The sequence below is a fragment of the Exiguobacterium sp. BRG2 genome, from assembly GCF_031844245.1.
Taxonomy (GTDB): domain Bacteria; phylum Bacillota; class Bacilli; order Exiguobacteriales; family Exiguobacteriaceae; genus Exiguobacterium_A.
Genome location: NZ_JAUZUW010000003.1, coordinates 305,460 through 325,179, shown reverse-complemented (window position 1 = coordinate 325,179; position 19,720 = coordinate 305,460). Strand labels below are relative to the sequence as shown.

Below are 19,720 nucleotides of genomic sequence, written 5' to 3'. Positions count from 1 at the left end.
GCTCCTCTCTAATCTAATATTTGTTAGCGACGTAGACGTGGATCGAACGCATCACGTAATCCATCTGCCAACATGTTGAAGCTGATCATGAGGAGTACGAGCACTGTCGATGGAACGACGAGCAAGAAAGGAAACGTCTTAAGTTCTTTGTACCCTTCATTGATCAGTGTACCAAGCGACGGTTGCGGTGGTGCAAGCCCAAGACCGATGAAGCTTAGGAAAGCTTCGAAGAAGATTGCCCCAGGAATCGTGAACATGAGCGAGATGATGATTGTACCCAAGGTATTTGGAATCAAATGTTTGAAGACTAAACGTGCGCTAGAAGCACCAAGTGTACGTGCTGCGAGAACGAATTCTTGGTTCTTTAGTTTCAGGATCTGACCACGAACGAGTCGACTCATCCCGATCCAACCAGTAATCGTCATCGCGAGGATGATCGTCGTGATTCCTGGTTCAAGAATCAAGATGAAGAGGATGATCAAGATTAAGTTCGGTACCCCTGTCAGGATTTCCGCGATCCGTTGCATGATATTATCGACACGACCGCCGTAATAAGCTGAAATACCACCGTATGTGACACCGACGAGAACGTCAATGAGCGCTGCCATCAAACCGATGAAGAGTGAAATTTTCGTCCCTTCCCAGACACGTGACCAAAGATCACGACCAAGGTGGTCCGTACCAAACCAATAATTTTCTTTTACTTGTTTTTGTTTATAAAAATCGATTGGTGTCTCACCAAGTGTTGCCATACCATCAAAGCCAGCCCACTCTAATCCTGTTACTTTAGGTGGAAGTTTAGCTTGAGTGATTGTTTGGGTATAAGCATCTTTACCAGAGATTGCAGGACCCGCTAATGACATGATGGCAATCACGATGATCAAGACAAGAGAAATGATCGCTGCTTTGTTTTTACGCAAGCGCATCCAAGCATCCTGCCAAAAGTTTAAGCTTTTACCGGCAATTCGTTCACCGGCTTGTTCATTGAACTCGACTTGTTGAAATAACGATGAATCGAACTGTTCCGCTTTTGCATTTGAATTTTGTTCAGCCATTATTTACTACCCCCCAAACGAATCCGTGGATCAACGACACCGTATAGCAAGTCGACGATCAAAATCATGAGAATGAAGATTGCCGAGAAGAACAGCGTCGTACCCATGATAACTGTATAGTCATTTTGTGTGATTGACGATACGAACAACTCACCAAGTCCAGGTACAGCAAAGATTTTTTCGATGACAAATGTACCTGTGATCAATGCAGCAGTCATAGGTCCAAGAATCGTAATAGCAGGAATCAATGCATTCCGAACCATGTGTTTCCAAGTGATTGATTGACCATCTAGGCCTTTTGCTTTAGCTAACGTGACGTAATCCTGACCTGTAACCTCAAGCATTTCCGTCCTTACGAATCGGGCAATCGAGGCGGTGACCCCAAGAGACAACGAAATCGTTGGTAGAATCGTATGCGCCGGACTTTCCCAGAACGCTACTGGCAAAGCGCCCCATTTCACGCCGACATAATACTGAAGGAGTGAGGCAAATACGAAAGATGGTACTGAAATCCCGAGAACCGAGATGAACATTGCTCCGTAGTCGACAACTGTGTTGTGACGAAGTGCAGCAACTACCCCAAGTACGAGACCTAAGAGTACACCAAGTACGAGTGCTTGAACTCCAAGTTGAGCCGATGGTCCAATTCGTTCAGAAATTAAATCCGTAACTGGACGGCTGTCATATTTGAACGATACACCAAGGTCTCCTTGGAATAAGTTAACCATGTACGCTGCATAGCGTTGTGGTAGTGGATCATTCAAATTGTACTTATCCCGAAGGATATTCAACTGTTCAGGAGAAAGTTTCTCCTGGTTCTGGAATGGTGAACCTGGTAGCAGATCCATCAGGAAGAAAGTGAACGAAGCGATGAGTAAAAACGTCAATACGCCGTAAACCAGGCGTTGAGCTAAATAACGGCCCATAAGATGGCACCCCCTATAAAGATTTTCTGTTTTTTCGAAACATCAATAAAATCAGTATGACCCACAATTGTCGGAACATTCAAGAATTTTGTTATAAAAATTTAAAATTCTTTTTAATTGTGCTTTGATTCGATGTTCGATCAGACGCTTTTTTAATGTCGTCCAATAGTCAGAATTTTTCGTTTGGTTCCATTATACTTTGCTAACAAAGTAATTAGAACCACTTTTTTACGAAAATTTCACATTTCCGCTAAAAATGAGTTTCCGTTCATTCAAAGTAGTATAAAACAGGAGCGCACCCGAACTGACTTAGGGACGCTCCCGTTCTCGATTACTTCACATCAACATATTTGTATTGGAAATCTGCTCCGAACAATTGACGGTTAAAATCTTTAACCGATGGACGGCTCAAGTATGCAGAACCAGCTTGATAGATTGGTGCGATGGCTTGATCTTTTTCAATCAATTGTGCCTCAGCTTGTTTGAACAAATCTAAACGCTTCGTCAAATCTGACTCGTCGTTTGCCGCGTTTAATAATTTATCATACGCAGCTGATTTGTACTTCACGTCATTTTGACTGTTCGTTGATTCGAAGATGGACAGGTTAGACATTGGATCTTGGTAATCCGGACCCCAAAGTGAGTAAGAGATTTGGTAATCTCCTTTTGCTTCAAGATCGAGTTTGTTCTTGAACGGCTGTTGCTTAATTGAGACAGTGACGTTCGGAAGATTCTTCTCGATTTGACCTTTCATGTACTCACCGATTTTCTTCGCATCTTCACTATCGAACGAAAGCAATTCAATCGTCGTTTTCTTATCGCCATTTGCTTTTTTCCAAAGATCTGCTGCTTCTTTCGCATCACGATCGAACCAGTTGATGTCGCTCGTGTAGTCTTTACCTGATGCATCCTTGACAAAGTCTTTTGGAATGAAGCTTGTTGTTGGAATTGAACCATTCGCAAGAAGCGTATCCGTGATACCTTTTGGATCGATCGCACGAGCGATTGCTTTACGTGCATTGACATCTTTCATCGTTGCATCTTCGTTATTGAACTTCAGATAAGCGATTGAAGAACGAAGCGCTGTCTTGAATTCAGGCTTCGATTTGTAAGCTTCAACTTGCTCTGAAGTCAGACCTGCGTAATCAATTTCATTTGAATCATACAAGTTTGCGACTGTTGACGTATCTTTAACGACACTGATCGTGACTTCGTCGAGTTTGACAGCATCTTTATCCCAGTAGTTGTCGTTTTTCTTCAGGACACGTTTTGAATCCGTTTTCCAAGATTCCCAAACGAAAGGCCCGTTATAAAGCAATTTATCTGGTTTGAGCGAGAAGTCTTTTTCGTTTTTCTTGTAGAAGTCTTCACTGATCGGTGTATACGTACCGAACGATGTCAGTGAGAGGAAATACGGAGCTGGACGCTCGAGTTTTACTTCTAACGTTTTATCATCGATTGCTTTAACACCTAGTTCATCAACAGGCTTTTTACCTTGTGTAACATCAGCGCCGTTTTTTAACGTGTCAAAGATGTATGAGTAACTAGAACCTGTTTTTGGATCAGCAGCACGTTTCCACGCGAATTCAAAATCTTGTGCTTTGACGGGTGAACCGTCTGACCATTTCGAATCACGAAGCGTGAACGTATACGTCAAATTGTCGCTTGAGATATCCGTTTTTTCTGCAAGTGCTGGAATCGCTTTTCCGTCCTTGTCTAAACGATAAAGACCTTCCATCGTGTTTCCGATCATGTTGAAAGCGACGGAATCCGTAGCTTTCGCTGGGTCCACTGTCGTAATATCCGAAGTGTCCGTTAAACGTAGATTTTTCTTGCCGTCTGTCGAACCTGAATCTTTGTCTCCGCCACCTGTCGAACATCCAGCAAGCACAGCGCTTCCTGCAAGCATGACTGATAAAGCGAGACCGACTGTTTTTTTCTTCATCGGTAAGTCATCTCCTTTTCAATTTCCAAGTTCCCATAATGCCTATGACATCAATAACGTCCCGTCGAAACTGCAATGTATTCCCCAAAATGCATTGACCTAGTTTCAAAAACTTAAACGAAGTGATAAATTGATTTTATGTGAGAATAGCATTAACGTCAAGTGAATAGTCACACTATTTGCTATTTTGCATCATTCGTTTGTTACCGATTCGTAACAGCGTTAAAAGTTTCGTATACTAAGAATATCTATGTACGTAAAGGGGGATTTTCATGCGATCGACGTATTTCCGACCGGTCATCGTTGCGGTCATTCTTGTTCTGCTTTATACGATTTGGGCAACCATGACGGATTCGACACACGGTATCCTGTATCATCTGTCTGGTGGTTTATTCATAGCAGGATTCTTGTTAATTGCAGTAGGATTCTTCTCGAACATGTCTGCTAACGGCTTCTTCCGCGGCATGACAGCTGGATTCAAAAAGCAGCGGGAAGCAAAGTTGCGAGAGATTGATGGCGATTATTACGAAGATGAAGACGAGGAGGAAGAAGTGCTTCGCAAAAAGCAACGCCGTGCTTCAGCACGGACGAAACCCTACGTCTCAAGCGGTGTCATCTTCATCGTCGTCTCGCTGATCATCTCCTATTTTTAAACGAAATCAACGTGACGCTCTATCTCAGGTATGGTAAACTCAAACTAATCAAACAAGAAAACACGACGACAAAGAGTAGTAACTTAGATCCATTCCTCTCAGAGAGTCCATGGTGCTGAAAATGGACAGGTGATGCCTAAGTGAATGGACTTTCGAGTGGCTGATTCGAATCAAGTAGAGTCAGATGGGTTTGCCCATTACAGCAAATTGAGCGGCTATGTAAATAGCAACTTGGGTGGCAACGCGATGACTCGTCCCTTGATTTTCAAGGGGCGTTTTTTATTTTGATCTTATTATTTGGAGGGATTTCATTATGAAAACGATTTTCTCAGGTATCAAACCAACCGGAACGGTCACACTCGGAAATTACTTAGGTGCCATGAAACACTTCGTGAACTTACAGGACGGTCATGATGCATATTACTGCGTCGTCGATCTGCACTCCATCACGGTCGATATCGATCGTGTCGAACTGATGAACAATACACGCGCCCTTGCTGCTCTTTATATCGCAAGTGGTCTGAACCCAGAAAAATCAACGATTTTCGTTCAATCAGAAGTCAAAGCGCACGCGCAACTCGGCTGGATGTTGACATGTCTTTCCGGTATGGGTGAACTAGAACGTATGACGCAATATAAAGATAAATCACAAGGAAAAGAGCGGATTGGTGCAGGGTTGTTCGTCTACCCGACGCTCATGGCAGCTGATATCCTTCTCTACGACGCGGAACTCGTTCCGGTCGGTGACGATCAAAAACAACACATTGAGTTAACGCGCGATTTAGCCCAACGATTTAATAGCCGCTATTATGAGACGTTCACATTACCAGAACCGATCATTGCTGAATCAGGTGCCCGGATCATGAGTTTGACGACGCCAGATAAAAAGATGTCAAAATCTGATCAAAATCCGAAAGGCTTCATCTCGATGCTTGACGCACCAGATGTCATTCGTAAAAAAGTGAAATCAGCTGTCACAGACTCAGAAGGCATCGTAAAATTCGATCGTGAAAACAAACCAGGTGTGTCGAATTTACTTGAGATCTATTCCCTACTCGCTGGTATCTCGATTCCAGCTCTTGAAGCAAAATACGAGGGCTCGAATTATGGAACATTCAAAGCAGATGTCGCAGAAGCGATCATTGCGGAACTCGAACCGATTCAACAGCGCTATTATGAATTGATTGACTCTGAAGAACTCGATCAAATTCTTGACGCTGGACGTGATCGCGCAGAAGCAGTCGCTGCCAAAAAACTCGCGAAAATCGAAAAGGCAATGGGCTTACAGCGGAAGCGTGCCAAAGTAAAAAAATAAGATTTTCTCCAAAAGAGATCGGAATGCTCCGGTCTTTTTTGATATTTCCAAACAAAAAACTACTTCCGAATCAAATCGGAAGTAGTTTTTATTTTGCTTATTTTCCTTCGATTGAAGCCCATTTGTAAGAGAAGTCTGCGCCGAAGTTATGCTCGACGACTCCTTTGACGTATGGTTTAACGAGGAATGCACGTCCACGCTGATAAACAGGTGAGATTGCTGCTGAATCAAGAAGGATTTTCTCAGCTTCTTGTAGTTCAGACCAACGTTTTGTTGCATCTGTTTGAGTTTGTGCATCTTTGATGAGTTTATCGTACTCTTTGTCCGACCATTTACCACGGTTGTATGGTCCGCCCGTGACGAAGAGATCGAGGAACGTCATTGGATCTTGGTAGTCAGGACCCCAGCCAGCGAATGAGAACTCGAAATCACCTTTGTTTTCAAGATCAAGTTTGTTTTTGAATGGTTGTTGTTTGATCGTAACCTTCATACCTGGAAGGTTTTTCTCAAGTTCCCCTTTCAAGAACTCACCGATTTTCTTAGCATCGTCGCTATCGTAGTTCAAGAGCTCAAGATCAACCGATTTTTGACCGATTTCTTTGAGACCCTCTTCCCAGAGTTTTTTCGCTTCATCGGCATTGTATTCGTTGAATGCCGGATACTTGTCGCGGAAATCTTTTCCGTCAGCATCTTTTGCGAAATCTTTTGGTACGAGGTAGTTTGCTGGAAGTGATCCGTTTGCAAGGATGACATCCGTGATTCCTTTTTTGTTGTAACCCATATCGATGGCGCGACGGATTTTTTCATTATCAAGCGCTTTTACCTTTGTGTTGAGGTTAAGGTAGAAGATCGTTGATTCACCTTTTGTTTTAAATTCTTTATTGTCTTTGTACTGAGCAACGAACTCAGAAGTTAGACCTGTACGGTCGATGTCACCTTTTTCGTAAAGGTTAACACCTGTCGCTGTCTCTTTAACGACCTTAACGTTGATCGTTTTAAGTTTGACGGCATCTTTATCCCAGTAGTTATCGTTTTTAACCATTTTCCAGCCTTGTTCACGTGTCCATTCTGTTAACTTGAATGGTCCGTTGTAGAGCGCCTTGTCTGCAGTCGAACCGAAGTCTTTCCCGATTTTCTTCGAGAGTTCTTCTGATTTCGGCATGAATGGTCCGAATCCAGTGAGTCCGAGGAAGTAATCTGCAGGTGCTTTTAACTTAACTTCGAGCGTTTTGTCATCGACTGCTTTAACACCGACAGCATCACGATCGCCTTTTTTCGTATTGTACTCTTCTGCACCTTCGATATTGTAAAAGACGTATGCATACTGTGAAGCGTTTTCAGGATTTAGAACTTCTTTCCATGCATATTCGAAATCTTTTGCCGTAAGTGGTGTACCATCAGACCATTTTGCATCACGTAATTTGAACGTGTATGTTAATTTGTCATCTGAGACTGTATGACTCTCAGCGATACCTGGAGTCGGCTGCTGCTTGTCATCAAGACGGTAAAGACCCTCCATCGTGTTGTTCAATACGTTAAATGAAACTGAGTCTGTTGAAGTCGTCGGGTTGAGTGTCGGAATATCCGAACCTTCGATCAAATTAAGTGTTTGATCATTGGATTTTTTGCTTGAACCTGTGTCGCCCGATTTGTCGCCTGAATCCGTTGTCGAACAAGCTGCGAGGAACGCACTTGATACGAGTGCTACCGATGTAGCTAAAGCAAAGCTTTTCTTCTTCATGTTACGATGACCCCCCTAGGTTTCTAAAAAAATGATACTGTCAGGTTTTTGACCGAAAAAAAAAGAATTACTATATTCGAATCAAACCCTTCGTTACAAATAGTTTACAATGTTCTGATAATTTTGCAAACCTTTTATCCGATTTTTCTAAATATTTTTTCAAAAAAAGACTGGGACCTTAAGAAATAATGGTCCCAGTTAAGTGATTATTTTAAAATTTTCATCGAGCGGAGTAGGTATTCCGGTCCATAAATCGGTACTTCAATTCCTTGAATCGTATCAGAAACATATAATTTCTCAGTCGTCTGATACAAAGGAACGACGACAGCATCCTGATGGATTAACCGTTTTTCGGCTTGATGATAGAGTGCTTGTTTTCGTTTTATCTCTTTTTCTTTTCGTGCTTTTTCAACTGTCTGGTCGTATACCTTGGATTGATAATTCACCGAATTTAAAGGATTGTCTGAGACGAATTGATTTAAATAGGCTAGCGGTCCTGGATAATCTGGCATCCATCCAGTCAAAGTCATCGCATATCGTGATGATTGTTCTTTGTCGATTTTCTCTTCAATCGCGACTGGCTTAAGAATGATATCAATCTCAGGTATTTGTTTCTCAAGATAGGTTTCGAGTTGTTCCCCAATCCGTTTTGCTTGTGGATCATCAAAATTAAGCATCTCAATTTGTTGTTTACTGTGTTCTTGTGATTTTTCAGGTTTCTCTTGAACGGATTCTGACATCAATACGTTCGTATCAGTGACGACGAATCGATTCGTCGGAATACCTGCATACCCTAAAGGAAGTTGAACCGATTCTTTTTCCATCAAGGCGTGAGCAATCCGCTTTCTGAGTGTCGTATCGCGGAACGTGTCATTTTTTTGATTAAAGGCGATATAAAAGACACCACTCCGCTTTTTTTGATAGGTCGGTCGTGAAACCTGATCACCTTGTGTTTCGACACTTTCTTGTAATGGAAGGATAGCCGCCTTGCTTTTCTCATACGAACTCCATTGCGTCTGATGATCGGGAATGATACGGCTTTCTATTTTCGCTACTGTAACAACGTTTTGCTGATGATACTGATCATTTTTCTTAAGCGTATATCCGCTTTTCGACATTTTTTCTAGTGTAAATGCACCATTTCCAACAAGTTCTTCCCACTTCTTTGATTCCGGTTGTGGATAGAAGACGGACATCGCAAGTAATTCCTTTAGATTCGAAACCGGCTGATTCAACGTGATGATAAGTTGATTGCGTCCTTTCGCCTTTACACCTAAACGCTCTGGCTTCATTTTTCCGTCATTGACGGCACGTCCATTTTCAAACACTTCAAATAAAAAACCATAAGGAGAATTCGTTTTATTAGCTGCGACACGTCGGAAACTATCGACAAAGTCTTGTGCCGTGATCGGCTGACCCTGCGCATTTTTCGTTTGTTTGAGTTGAATCGTATACGTCAGACGATCCTTTGAGACTGACATATCCTGTGCTAATCCTCGACGGACGGATGTCCCAGAAGTAAAGACATATAATCCTTCATACAGTTGTGCTAACAGTGTCTGAGAACGACTATCTGTCGCTAACGCAATATCGGATGTCTTCGGGAGTGATGATTCAATTAATTCAACCTTCACTGCTTGGGTCTCCTGATCTGTTTTGGTCTTTTGAGATGATGATAGACGATATATGAGCGTACCACTGAGACCAATCAATAAAAATAAGATCAATATCAGGATTGATGTTTTTCTTGTGATGTTAGTCATAAACGACTCCTTTCTGCGTCAAACACGCATTTCTCTATTGAATCAGAATTTCATCAAAAAAGCGACCCCCTTGATGTTTCAAGGGAGTCGCTTGAGCTTAAGCTTCATACCGTTTGAAGACGAGTGATGCGTTGTGTCCACCGAACCCAAGCGAGTTGCTGAGCGCATAAGTCATTTCGACGTGACGTGAACCTTCTGTCACATAATCGAGATCACAGCCTTCGCTCGGCTGTTTGAGATGAATCGTCGGGTGAACTGTTTGTTCTTGTAATGATTTAATCGTCGCAATTGCCTCGACGCCACCTGCTCCACCAAGTAAGTGACCGATCATCGATTTCGTCGAGTTGACGACGAGTTGTTTCGCTTGTTCACCGAAGACACTGTGGATCGCTTTTGTTTCAAGGATGTCGTTCATTGGTGTACTCGTTCCATGAGCATTGATGTATCCGACTGCCTCCGGAGTGATGCCCGCATCTTGAATCGCCATCGCCATCGCGCGTGCTCCACCGTCTCCGTCTGGATCCGGAGCTGTGATGTGGTACGCATCAGCTGTTAATCCATACCCACTGACCTCTGCATAGATTTTCGCACCACGAGCTACTGCATGCTCATATTCTTCAAGAATCAAGATTCCTGCCCCTTCTCCCATGACGAATCCGTCACGTCCTTCGTCAAATGGACGGCTTGCCGTCTCAGGATCGTGGTTCGTTGACATCGCTTTGTTGGCACAAAAACCAGCAAATGCTAAGTTCGTGATCGGCGCTTCCGCACCACCAGCAATCATGACATCCGCGTCACCACGTTCGATGACACGCAGTGCTTCTCCGATGGCATTCGTTCCTGAAGCACATGCTGTGACGGAACAGTTATTCGGTCCCTTTGCTCCGGTATAAATCGATACCTGACCGCTTGCCATATTCGGGATCATCATTGGAATGAAGAATGGGCTGACACGACGGTGTCCACGTTCAAAGTAGATTTTCGCTTGTTTCTCGATCGTTTCAACGCCACCGATTCCTGATCCAATCCAGACACCTGCACGTTCAGCAATCGACTTGATATCAATTCCAGCATCTTTTACAGCTTCCATGCTTGCGACAAGTGAGTAATGAACGAAGCGGTCCATTTTACGTGCTTCTTTCGCCTCAATGAATTCTGTGACATCGAAGTTCTGTAATTCGCCCGTGACCTTCGTTGGATACTCATCGATATCAAGACGCTCCATCGGACGAATTCCGTTCGTTCCTTCTTTTAATGCATCCCAGAATGTATTCGCATCATTCCCGATTGGTGTCAATGCCCCGATTCCTGTGACTACAACGCGTTTTCTCATCATCTTATGTGTTCTCTCCTTTAGTCCAAGTAATATATGCTGCTCCCCAAGTCAATCCGGCACCGAAGCCAGCAAGTACAAGTTTCGTACCTGGTGTCAGACGACCTTGCTTACGTGCTTCTTCGAGTGCGAGTGGGATCGAAGCAGCAGATGTATTCGCATGCTCATCGATCGTAACGATGACTTTTTCTTGCGGAATATGCAGTCGTTCGCACGCTGCATCGATGATGCGTAGGTTCGCCTGATGCGGAATCAAGATATCGACATCTTCAAGCGTGCTGTCTGCTTTTTGAATGACCTTCTCAACGATTTCCGGTAATTTACGAACGGCGAACTTAAAGACTTCGCGACCGTTCATCTCGATTGGTCCATCGACATCCTTAAACAACAGATGGGCTCCACGTCCGTCTGTTCCGAGTTCAAAAGCATTTAATCCCTCTTGCTCAGTTTGTCCGATGACGACCGCTCCTGCACCATCCCCGAATAAAATCGCTGTAGACCGGTCTGACCAGTCAACGATACTCGACATTTTTTCGGCACCGATGACCAGTGCATGTTTTCCTTCGACTGTTGATAACATGCTTGCAGCTGTTTGTAATGCGAAGATGAATCCACTACAGGCCGCACTGATATCAAAAGCGGTCGCCCCTCGTGCTCCCAAGCGCTCTTGAACGATACAGGCTGTAGAAGGGAACGCACGTCCTGTTGCCGTTCCGACAATGATCAAGCCGATGTCCTCTACTGTCAATCTAGCATCATCGAGTGCCTTCTGAGCCGCTTCTGTCGCTAAGTCTGTTACATCCACATCATCGGCTGCAATTCGTCGTGCCCCGATTCCTGTTCGTGTCCGAATCCATTCATCACTTGTGTCAAGCGTCGTTGCTAGCTCATCATTCGTTACGCGACGTGATGGCAAAGACGTTCCTAATCCTACAATCCCGATCTTCATAAGGCATCCCCTTTTGGTTATTAGTATCTGGTACTAATATAAAGCGTTAATTTGCTTTTGTCAAAGAAAAAAGGAAGAGCAAGGTCTCCCGTGCCCTTCCTTCTACATCATTCTGCTAACGTCCGAACGACTTCCATGACCATTTTAGCGGAATTGATTGACGCAATCTCGAGGAATTCATCAAACGAGAGTGACGCTTCTTCATTAGCGCTATCTGAAATCGAACGTGTCACGACGAACGGAACACCAAACTGATGACAGACTTGTGCGATTGGCGCAGCTTCCATCTCGACGGCTGCGACTTCTGGGAAGTGCGCCTTGATTTGAGCAGCACGCTCTGAATCATGGATGAAGGAGTCACCTGTCGCGATCAATCCATGAACGACACGAATTGCATCCATGCGCTCGATGACAGCTTCTGCTGTTGCTACGAGCTTTGGATCTGCTTGGTAGGCAGCTGGCATTCCAGGTACCTGACCATATTCGTAACCAAACGCTGTCACGTCTACGTCATGGTGACGTACTTCTGTTGAGACGACGACATCCCCGACCGTTAAGCCTTCTTTAAATCCGCCTGCTGAGCCGGTATTGATGACAGCAGTTGGTTTGTAGTGGTCAAGCAATAATGTCGTACCGATCGCAGCGTTCACTTTCCCGATTCCTGACTTCAAAATGACGACAGGAACGCTATTCAAGAGTCCTTCATAAAAATGATAGTTTGCGATGACTGTATCTTTACGTTCTGACAACTCGTTGCGCAATAAGTTGACTTCCTCTTCCATTGCGCCGATGATTGCGATTGGCATGGTCCATTCCTCCATCAAACAGAAAGCCGGATTGCTCCGGCTCCTGTGTTCTTTATTTGATCGATGTAATTTTTACTGCGTATTCGCCGCCTGGTGCTGGTACAGAGACTTGATCTCCGACTTGGTGCCCCATTAAACTTTTTGCGATTGGTGATTCGTTCGAGATTTTACCCGTGAACGGATCTGCTTCGGCACTACCAACGATCGTATACGTATCTTCTTCGTTGTCTTCGACACTCAAGAAAGTGACTGTCGTTCCGATACCGACGACTGAGATATCCTTCTCTTCTTCCGAGATGATGGCAACGTTGCGAAGCATCTCTTCCAGTTGAGCAATCCGGCCTTCGACCATTGCTTGCTCTTCTTTTGCTGAATCATATTCTGCGTTCTCTGAAAGGTCACCGAACGAACGGGCAATCTTGATGTTCTCGACGACTTCTTTCCGGCGGACTGACTTCAATTCATTCAATTCATTTTCAATGTTCGCTTTACCTTCAAGCGTCATGTAGTATTGCTTTTCTGCCATTTTTGTCACGCTCCTTTTTATTCCACTAGTATAGTATATTCACATCTTTTTTGGAATCAATATCCTCTTTGGTCGAGTGATGATCGATAATCAAGGATCGCTCGGATTTTCGTTACGAGTAAATCGATTGCCACGTGGTTTTCACCGCCCTCTGGTACGATGATATCCGCATAACGTTTTGTCGGTTCACAGAACTGTAGATGCATGGGACGGACGACATTCGTGTACTGCTCAACGACAGAATCAATTGAACGCCCACGTTCGTTGATATCACGTTGCATCCGACGAAGAATGCGAACGTCCGCATCCGTATCGACGAACACCTTAATATCCATTAGTTCCCGTAACCGTTCGTCTTCAAGCGCTAAAATTCCTTCTACGATGATGACATCACGTGGTTCGAGACGAATCGTTTCTTGAGCACGTGTATGTGCGACATAATCATATACCGGTTTTTCAACGGCAATGTTTTCGCGGAGCGCTTGAATGTGTTCGATCAAAAGACCATTATCGAAAGCAAATGGATGATCATAGTTTGTCTGATATCGCTCTTCCATTGATAATTCACTTTGGTCTTTATAGTATGCGTCCTGTTCAATCATGACGATTGATTCGCTTGGGAACGCATCGACAAGTGAACGTGCCACCGTCGTCTTCCCTGAACCCGTTCCGCCCGCTACGCCTATTACTACCGGTTTTTGCATGTCATTCGTTCCTCCATCATTTCGACTTTTTCCGACTGACGGATACACCGTCACCGAGTGGAAAAATCGTCGTATCATATTGTTCTTGTTCCATCATCCAGACCGTGAATTCTTTGACGAGACGCACGAGCCGACGTCTTCTTCGATCGAACGTCTTCGGGTCAGGCTCAAGGACATCTCCGTGTAAGAAGAGATTGTCCGTATAAAGCACGCCGCCCTCTGGAATGAGTCGCCCATATCCCGCAAAGAATTTTTTATACTGTCCTTTAGCTGCATCGATGAAGACTGCATCAAACTGGTCTTCAAGCGTTTCGGCTAATTCTACTGCATCACCAAAAATGATGTCAATCCGATCCGCCACATCTGACCGGGCGATGAAGGTTTTTGCTTCTTCATACCGCTTTGCATTCCGTTCGATTGTCGTAATACGCGCATCCGGTAACGCACGTGCCATCCGGATCGCACTATAACCAATTGCTGTTCCGACTTCTAGAATACGCTTCGGTTGCTGTAATCGCAGGAGCGACAATAAGACTTCGGAACCGGTCAACTCGATGATCGGTATATGATGTTCTTCCGCATAACGCTCCATTTCTTCTAGTAGGGCATCACGAGGATGAATCATCGATTCGACATAGGTCGTGAAATCCTTCACGCCATTCACTCCCTCTTCCGCATAAACAGGCTGACTTGAAGCGAACTTCCCGCTTCAACCCAACCCGTTGCTCATTGCTCTTTACTCGCTTCGTATTCCACCCATTCCGGTTTATACTTAACGACGTTTCGTTGATGTTCTTCATATGTCTCTTCGTAAAGAATCTGTCCTCGTGGATGTGTATCACTTGGTGGACGGGCGAAGAAATAGACATATTTTGTTTTATTCGGGTTCAAGACAGCTAATACTGAATCCTTACTGACCGTTGAAATCGGACCAATCGGAATTCCTTCGTACTTATACGTATTGTACTTCGAGTTATTCTCAAGATCCTTCAGCGTCGTCAATGCCGTATTCTCGCCTGTGCCATACCAAACCGTCGGGTCCGACTGAAGTTTCATGCCATCATCTAAACGGTTTTTGAAGACGCCTGCGATTTCACGACGATCCTTCGGTGTCGCGGCTTCACGCTCGACCATTGAACCGAGACTGAGCACTTCATGGAAGGTCATGCCTGACTTTCGAATGGCATCCTCATTTTCATCGTAGACTTTTTCTGTCTCGTCGAGCATCGTCTCGACGATTTGATCAATGCTTTTTCCTTTATCGAACTCATACGTTGCTGGGAAGAGATATCCTTCAAGTGCGTACAAGACGCCCTTCTTCTTCACTTCATCCGTCAACATCGGATATTTTTCAATCATGGCATCGATGAACATCGCATCCGTCAATTCTTTACGAATCGTCTTTTCTTTGAATTTCGTCGCTTTCGCGATTAAATCAATTTGACGATCCATCGTGATGCCTTCAGGTAACGTGATTTTCACATCCGCTGCCTTCATGACCGTTCCCGTTTTCAATTCATTGATGATTTCATCCGGGGACATGGCTTGTGACAGGGTATATGTACCCGCCTGGAATGACGATTCATTCTTATAACGGACGTAATAACGGAAAATCGTCTCGTTTGCAATCAAATCTTTTTCCTTTAGTAAGGAAGCGATCGTACTCGTTCCTGCGCCTAAAGGAATTTCGACTTTGACGGATTTCGTCGCTGCTTCATCGACCGGTTCAAGCGCATTTTTCAAAAAGACATAGATGACCGCACTGGTAACTAGAAAAATCGTCAACAATACAGAAAGGATGATCAGCGTGATCCGGCGTGATGTCCGGCGTCGCCTTTTTTCGATTTCAGCATTTTGCTTCCATTCGTTCTCCATCGGTTCCTCCTTCTTCTCTTAAAACAAGGTGACACCGTAAGAGAAAGTCTCTTACGACGTCACCTGTCATGAGTCGGGTTAGTCTAACTGATCTTCGAGCGTGTTAAAGACTTCTTCGATTTCATCCCAAGTCGCTGTATCGTCTTCGTCGATTGGTACGAGGTTGAAGTCGTTGTCTCCATCACCGTATTCGTCGAGTTCGTAAACGAAGATATCGACTTCTTCTGCTTCGTCATAATCTGCTCCGATTGGCTCGAGGAAGATGTATGTCTTGCTCGAACGTGGGCTTTCATAACGCAGACGTTCTACGAATTCGAAATCATTTCCTTCGCCGTCCGGAATTACGTAACGTGTTGGCTCATTCTGTTGCATCAGTGATCCGCTCCTTTAATGCAAGCTCGAGTTCATCCCAAGTTTGCTCATCATTTTCATCGATCAGGCTCAATTCAAAATCATCTTCGCCTTCTCCATATTCATCGATCTCACAGATGATTAGATCATCCGCTCCTTCGTCAGGGTTACCGATCATTTCAAGAAATAGATAGGTTTTTCCTGTACGTTCACTTGAGTAACGGTACCATTCTTCGAAAAGATGTTCGCCGCCCTCTTCATCTGGAAAGAGATACTGACGTTTTTCTTCAGCCATCGGTTTCTCCCCCTTCATCGATTCGCCCGATCCAAATACGATTGCAGGATCATGACGGCAGCCATCTTATCGATGACTTGTTTTCGTTTCTTGCGGCTGACATCGGCATCGATCAGCATCCGTTCTGCTTGCATCGTCGTCAACCGTTCATCCATGAAGACGACTTCAAGCCCAGTATGCTGTTCAATTTCCTTCGCAAAGGCTTCACTCGCCTCCGCACGGGGACCGATGGAACCGTTCATGTTTTTCGGAAGACCAATGACTAGGATTTCGACATTGTATGTCTCCATGATGACATCGAGCCGTTTGAAGGCTTCTGGGTAATCCGGTTCCGTCCACTTGACCGTCTCGACACCTTGCGCCGTCCAGCCCATCAAGTCACTGACCGCTACCCCGATCGTCTTCGAACCGACGTCTAGTCCCATTGCACGTTTCATTTTGAATTTCCACTCTCCGCCAAATAAGATTTCACGAGTTCTTCGAGCAATTCGTCACGTTCAATCTTACGAATTAAGTTACGTGCGTCATTATGACGAGGAATGTAAGCAGGATCTCCAGATAGGAGATAGCCGACGATTTGGTTGATCGGATGATATCCTTTTTCTTCTAAAGCATGATAGACCGTCAACAACACATCCCGTGTCGCTGCTTTGTTATCGTCTTCTGGAAAGTTGAATTTCATCGTTTGATCCATCTGACTCACGTTCATCACCTCTTTCATATACACTACGTTTCTATTATGCCAGTGATTGCACGTATTGTGAAGCGTACGCGAGTGCTTCTTCTAATTTCGACGCATCTTTCCCGCCAGCTTGAGCCATGTCAGGGCGACCGCCACCGCCACCACCGCAGCGTGTTGCGACTTCCTTGATCAATTTACCAGCATGATAGCCTTGGTCGATTAAATCTTTTGAAACGCTTGCGACGAGATTGACTTTTTCACCTTGCGCACTACCGAGAACAATGATTGCTGATCCAAGTGAGCTCTTCAACTCATCCATCATACCGCGAAGGGCATCCATATCTGAGACGTCGACACGTTTCGCAAGCACACGTACGCCGTTGATTTCCTCAACATCGTCCTTTAGTGAAGCAGCTTCGATGTTCGCAAGTTTTGCTTGCAACGATTCGTTCGCCCGTTCCGTCTCACGAAGTTGTTGTTGCAATGCTTCGATACGGACCGGAACTTCCGTCGTTTTCGTTTTCAAGACAGCTGCTGCTTGTTCGAGTGTTTCTAAGTGTTGATTCATCACACGATACGCGTCTGCACCTGTCACGGCTTCGATCCGGCGTGTACCTGCACCGATCCCAGACTCTGAGACGATCTTGAACAGACCGATCTCTGCAGTGTTTCCGACGTGGATTCCGCCACACAATTCAATCGAGTATGTGCCTGCTGAGACGACACGGACCGTTTCCCCGTACTTCTCACCGAACAATGCCATCGCGCCTTTTGCTTTTGCATCAGCGATGTTCATCTCTTCGATATCAACCGGTAATGATGCCCAGATCGCTTGGTTGACGTCTTGTTCGATTTTTGTCAACTCTTCTTGTGTCACGGCACCGAAATGTGAGAAGTCGAAGCGGAGACGTTCTGGAGAAACAAGTGATCCCGCTTGGTTGACGTGTGTTCCGAGCGTGTCTTTCAATGCTTTATGAAGCAAGTGTGTTGCCGTATGGTTTTTCGTGACGGCTTTACGTTCTGCTGCTTCGACGTTTGCAACGACATCCGCCGCTTCCGTTGCGATTCCTGTACGGACGATGACCGTATGCAAGTTTTGACCGTTTGGTGCCTTTTGAACATCTTTGACATCAAGAACGAAGTCTTTGCCTTCGATTGTTCCTGTATCCGCGACTTCACCACCACTTTCAGCGTAGAACGGCGTGATATCGAGAATGACTTGCGCTTCTTCACCAGCAGCCACTTCTGTGACTCGTTCTCCATCATGCAACAATGCGATGATTTTTGCATCCGCCTTAAGGTCGGTATAGCCGACGAACGTACTTTTATCTTTTAGTGTCGAGAGGACTTCCGATTGTTGTTGCATCGAACCGCTCTCTTCACGTGCTGCCCGCGCACGTTGACGTTGCGCGTCCATCGCTTGTTTGAAGCCTTCTTCATCAACAGACATCTGATGATCTTCCGCATACTCAACTGTCAATTCGAGTGGGAAACCATACGTGTCATACAGACGGAACGCATCTTCGCCACTGATGACATGCTCACCGTTTGCCTTAGACGTCTGAGCGACCGTGTTCAAGATTGCAAGACCGTCATGAAGCGTCTCATGGAAACGTTCTTCTTCGTTTTTAATGACGCGTTTGATGAAGTCCGCTTTTTCCGGAACTTGTGGGTAGAAGTCAACCATGACGTTCCCGACCGTATCAACGAGTTCATACATGAACGGACGTTCGATCCCAAGCATCTTCGCATAACGAACCGCACGGCGTAGTAAACGACGAAGAACATATCCACGTCCTTCATTCGAAGGAAGAGCCCCATCACCGATTGCAAATGATACAGTACGGATGTGGTCTGCGATGACTTTGAATGCTACATCAAGTTTCGAATCATCACGGTATATCTTGCCGCTGATTTCTTCTGTCTTATGAATGATCGGCATGAACAGATCCGTATCGAAGTTCGTCGGCACGTCCTGCATGACACACGCCATCCGTTCGAGTCCCATCCCAGTATCAATGTTTTTACGCGGAAGTTCCGTGTAGTTGCCGTGTCCGTCGTGGTTGTACTGACTGAAGACGATATTCCAGATCTCGAGATAGCGTTCGTTTTCGCCACCTGGATAAAGTTCTGAATCGTTCGGATCGTCTCCGAAAGCTGGACCACGATCGAAGAAGATTTCCGTATTCGGACCAGATGGACCTTCACCGATTTCCCAGAAGTTATCTTCAAGCGGAATGATCCGCTCAGCCGGTACGCCGAGTTCAAGCCAGATTTGACGCGCTGCATCATCTTCCGGATGAATCGTGACCGAAAGACGTTCTGGGTCAAGACCGTACCAGTCATCACTCGTCAAGAGTTCCCAACCCCATTTGATTGCATCTTCACGGAAGTAATCACCGACAGAGAAGTTTCCGAGCATCTCGAAGAACGTATGGTGACGCGCTGTTTTCCCGACGTTTTCGATATCGTTCGTCCGGATTGATTTTTGTGCGTTGACGATACGTGGATTATCAGGAATGACACGACCATCAAAATATTTCTTGAGTGTTGCAACACCCGAGTTGATCCACAAGAGCGATGGATCCTCGACCGGCACGAGTGAAGCACTCGGTTCGATCGCATGCCCTTTGCTTTGGAAGAAATCAAGATACATCTGACGGATTTGTGCACCCGTTAATGGTTTTAGAGCTTTCATGAACAGTTACCTCCATTGGTTTTATTTGGACGCAAAAAAGCGATGCTTTCATCCCTGAAAAGGGACGAAAGCATCGCTTCCGTGGTACCACCCTCGTTCGTAA

Annotated in this window: 19 protein-coding genes and 2 other annotated features (1 of these 21 running past the window's edge); of the genes, 2 read left to right on the top strand and 17 right to left on the bottom strand. The window is 45.0% G+C overall.

Translation table 11 applies throughout. From position 1 onward, the window contains the following. Positions 1-23: 23 nt before the first annotated feature. The 3 genes from opp3C to Q9R23_RS06630 form a co-directional block, all read right to left on the bottom strand. Positions 24-1,055 carry an oligopeptide ABC transporter permease gene (opp3C, locus tag Q9R23_RS06640; protein WP_035406596.1) on the bottom strand — a complete coding sequence of 344 codons (1,032 nt, stop codon included), beginning with the start codon at positions 1,053-1,055 and terminating at the stop codon, positions 24-26. Beyond that, positions 1,055-1,981 (bottom strand): oligopeptide ABC transporter permease, encoded by a 927-nt coding sequence (gene opp3b / locus Q9R23_RS06635; RefSeq protein WP_035406592.1) that lies wholly within the window; start codon positions 1,979-1,981, stop codon positions 1,055-1,057. Before opp3b ends, opp3C begins: the two co-directional genes overlap by 1 nt. 331 nt (positions 1,982-2,312) lie before the next feature. Further along, positions 2,313-3,926, bottom strand: coding sequence for a peptide ABC transporter substrate-binding protein (locus Q9R23_RS06630; RefSeq protein WP_214853139.1), 1,614 nt, complete (start codon positions 3,924-3,926; stop codon positions 2,313-2,315). Between the two features lie 272 nt (positions 3,927-4,198). On the opposite strand from Q9R23_RS06630, the gene Q9R23_RS06625 reads away from it, so the two are divergent. Both Q9R23_RS06625 and trpS read left to right on the top strand, forming a co-directional pair. Beyond that, a complete protein-coding gene (locus Q9R23_RS06625; protein WP_311246641.1) occupies positions 4,199-4,579 on the top strand; it encodes a DUF3899 domain-containing protein in 381 nt (126 codons plus the stop codon). Positions 4,580-4,635: 56 nt separating this feature from the next. Further along, positions 4,636-4,841, top strand: a binding site (T-box leader). Between the two features lie 51 nt (positions 4,842-4,892). Then, a complete protein-coding gene (gene trpS / locus Q9R23_RS06620) occupies positions 4,893-5,894 on the top strand; it encodes a tryptophan--tRNA ligase (protein WP_056062436.1) in 1,002 nt (333 codons plus the stop codon). A gap of 97 nt (positions 5,895-5,991) precedes the next feature. Here trpS and Q9R23_RS06615 read toward each other — a convergent pair whose 3' ends face one another. The 14 genes from Q9R23_RS06615 to alaS form a co-directional block, all read right to left on the bottom strand. Beyond that, positions 5,992-7,635, bottom strand: coding sequence for a peptide ABC transporter substrate-binding protein (locus Q9R23_RS06615; protein WP_214746461.1), 1,644 nt, complete (start codon positions 7,633-7,635; stop codon positions 5,992-5,994). Positions 7,636-7,841: 206 nt separating this feature from the next. Next, complete coding sequence (locus Q9R23_RS06610) at positions 7,842-9,269, bottom strand: peptide ABC transporter substrate-binding protein (RefSeq protein ID WP_214853130.1); 1,428 nt, start codon at positions 9,267-9,269, stop codon at positions 7,842-7,844. A 226-nt stretch (positions 9,270-9,495) separates the two neighbouring features. Further along, positions 9,496-10,734 (bottom strand): beta-ketoacyl-ACP synthase II, encoded by a 1,239-nt coding sequence (gene fabF / locus Q9R23_RS06605; protein ID WP_214853128.1) that lies wholly within the window; start codon positions 10,732-10,734, stop codon positions 9,496-9,498. 1 nt (position 10,735) lies between these two features. Further along, a complete protein-coding gene (locus Q9R23_RS06600) occupies positions 10,736-11,680 on the bottom strand; it encodes a beta-ketoacyl-ACP synthase III (protein WP_214853126.1) in 945 nt (314 codons plus the stop codon). 107 nt (positions 11,681-11,787) lie between these two features. Further along, positions 11,788-12,486: a 5'-methylthioadenosine/S-adenosylhomocysteine nucleosidase gene (mtnN, locus tag Q9R23_RS06595; protein ID WP_035406568.1), complete on the bottom strand. Its 699-nt coding sequence runs from the start codon at positions 12,484-12,486 to the stop codon at positions 11,788-11,790. A 52-nt stretch (positions 12,487-12,538) separates the two neighbouring features. Next, on the bottom strand, positions 12,539-13,012 hold the full coding sequence (greA, locus tag Q9R23_RS06590) for a transcription elongation factor GreA (RefSeq protein WP_029342224.1): 474 nt from the start codon (positions 13,010-13,012) through the stop codon (positions 12,539-12,541). 56 nt (positions 13,013-13,068) lie between these two features. Continuing rightward, positions 13,069-13,716, bottom strand: coding sequence for a uridine kinase (gene udk, locus Q9R23_RS06585; protein WP_214853116.1), 648 nt, complete (start codon positions 13,714-13,716; stop codon positions 13,069-13,071). 16 nt (positions 13,717-13,732) lie between these two features. Beyond that, positions 13,733-14,371 (bottom strand): O-methyltransferase, encoded by a 639-nt coding sequence (locus Q9R23_RS06580; RefSeq protein WP_081780346.1) that lies wholly within the window; start codon positions 14,369-14,371, stop codon positions 13,733-13,735. Between the two features lie 71 nt (positions 14,372-14,442). Continuing rightward, the gene (mltG, locus tag Q9R23_RS06575) at positions 14,443-15,591 is read right to left on the bottom strand and encodes an endolytic transglycosylase MltG (RefSeq protein ID WP_311246640.1); all 1,149 of its coding nucleotides are present in this window, start codon (positions 15,589-15,591) and stop codon (positions 14,443-14,445) included. A gap of 78 nt (positions 15,592-15,669) precedes the next feature. Then, positions 15,670-15,963 (bottom strand): DUF1292 domain-containing protein, encoded by a 294-nt coding sequence (locus Q9R23_RS06570; protein ID WP_023468908.1) that lies wholly within the window; start codon positions 15,961-15,963, stop codon positions 15,670-15,672. Then, on the bottom strand, positions 15,950-16,237 hold the full coding sequence (locus tag Q9R23_RS06565; RefSeq protein ID WP_023468909.1) for a DUF1292 domain-containing protein: 288 nt from the start codon (positions 16,235-16,237) through the stop codon (positions 15,950-15,952). Before Q9R23_RS06565 ends, Q9R23_RS06570 begins: the two co-directional genes overlap by 14 nt. Positions 16,238-16,251: 14 nt before the next feature. Further along, a complete protein-coding gene (ruvX, locus tag Q9R23_RS06560) occupies positions 16,252-16,674 on the bottom strand; it encodes a Holliday junction resolvase RuvX (protein ID WP_056062458.1) in 423 nt (140 codons plus the stop codon). Beyond that, positions 16,671-16,940 carry an IreB family regulatory phosphoprotein gene (locus Q9R23_RS06555; protein WP_029342229.1) on the bottom strand — a complete coding sequence of 90 codons (270 nt, stop codon included), beginning with the start codon at positions 16,938-16,940 and terminating at the stop codon, positions 16,671-16,673. The genes ruvX and Q9R23_RS06555 overlap by 4 nt, the downstream gene beginning before the upstream one ends. Before the next feature lie 34 nt (positions 16,941-16,974). Then, a complete protein-coding gene (gene alaS / locus Q9R23_RS06550) occupies positions 16,975-19,617 on the bottom strand; it encodes an alanine--tRNA ligase (RefSeq protein ID WP_311246639.1) in 2,643 nt (880 codons plus the stop codon). Between the two features lie 57 nt (positions 19,618-19,674). Further along, positions 19,675-19,720 (bottom strand) — a binding site (T-box leader) (it continues 165 nt past the right edge of the window).

Bases quoted from the DNA above. Each gene is read 5' to 3' on its own strand.
- udk (WP_214853116.1), bottom strand. From the start codon at position 13,716: ATGCAAAAACCGGTAGTAATAGGCGTAGCGGGCGGAACGGGTTCAGGG.
- fabF (WP_214853128.1), bottom strand. From the start codon at position 10,734: ATGATGAGAAAACGCGTTGTAGTCACAGGAATCGGGGCATTGACACCA.
- greA (WP_029342224.1), bottom strand. From the start codon at position 13,012: ATGGCAGAAAAGCAATACTACATGACGCTTGAAGGTAAAGCGAACATT.
- Q9R23_RS06625 (WP_311246641.1), top strand. From the start codon at position 4,199: ATGCGATCGACGTATTTCCGACCGGTCATCGTTGCGGTCATTCTTGTT.
- Q9R23_RS06565 (WP_023468909.1), bottom strand. From the start codon at position 16,237: ATGGCTGAAGAAAAACGTCAGTATCTCTTTCCAGATGAAGAGGGCGGC.
- Q9R23_RS06600 (WP_214853126.1), bottom strand. From the start codon at position 11,680: ATGAAGATCGGGATTGTAGGATTAGGAACGTCTTTGCCATCACGTCGC.
- Q9R23_RS06615 (WP_214746461.1), bottom strand. From the start codon at position 7,635: ATGAAGAAGAAAAGCTTTGCTTTAGCTACATCGGTAGCACTCGTATCA.
- mtnN (WP_035406568.1), bottom strand. From the start codon at position 12,486: ATGCCAATCGCAATCATCGGCGCAATGGAAGAGGAAGTCAACTTATTG.
- opp3b (WP_035406592.1), bottom strand. From the start codon at position 1,981: ATGGGCCGTTATTTAGCTCAACGCCTGGTTTACGGCGTATTGACGTTT.
- opp3C (WP_035406596.1), bottom strand. From the start codon at position 1,055: ATGGCTGAACAAAATTCAAATGCAAAAGCGGAACAGTTCGATTCATCG.
- mltG (WP_311246640.1), bottom strand. From the start codon at position 15,591: ATGGAGAACGAATGGAAGCAAAATGCTGAAATCGAAAAAAGGCGACGC.
- alaS (WP_311246639.1), bottom strand. From the start codon at position 19,617: ATGAAAGCTCTAAAACCATTAACGGGTGCACAAATCCGTCAGATGTAT.
- Q9R23_RS06570 (WP_023468908.1), bottom strand. From the start codon at position 15,963: ATGCAACAGAATGAGCCAACACGTTACGTAATTCCGGACGGCGAAGGA.
- Q9R23_RS06630 (WP_214853139.1), bottom strand. From the start codon at position 3,926: ATGAAGAAAAAAACAGTCGGTCTCGCTTTATCAGTCATGCTTGCAGGA.
- ruvX (WP_056062458.1), bottom strand. From the start codon at position 16,674: ATGAAACGTGCAATGGGACTAGACGTCGGTTCGAAGACGATCGGGGTA.
- trpS (WP_056062436.1), top strand. From the start codon at position 4,893: ATGAAAACGATTTTCTCAGGTATCAAACCAACCGGAACGGTCACACTC.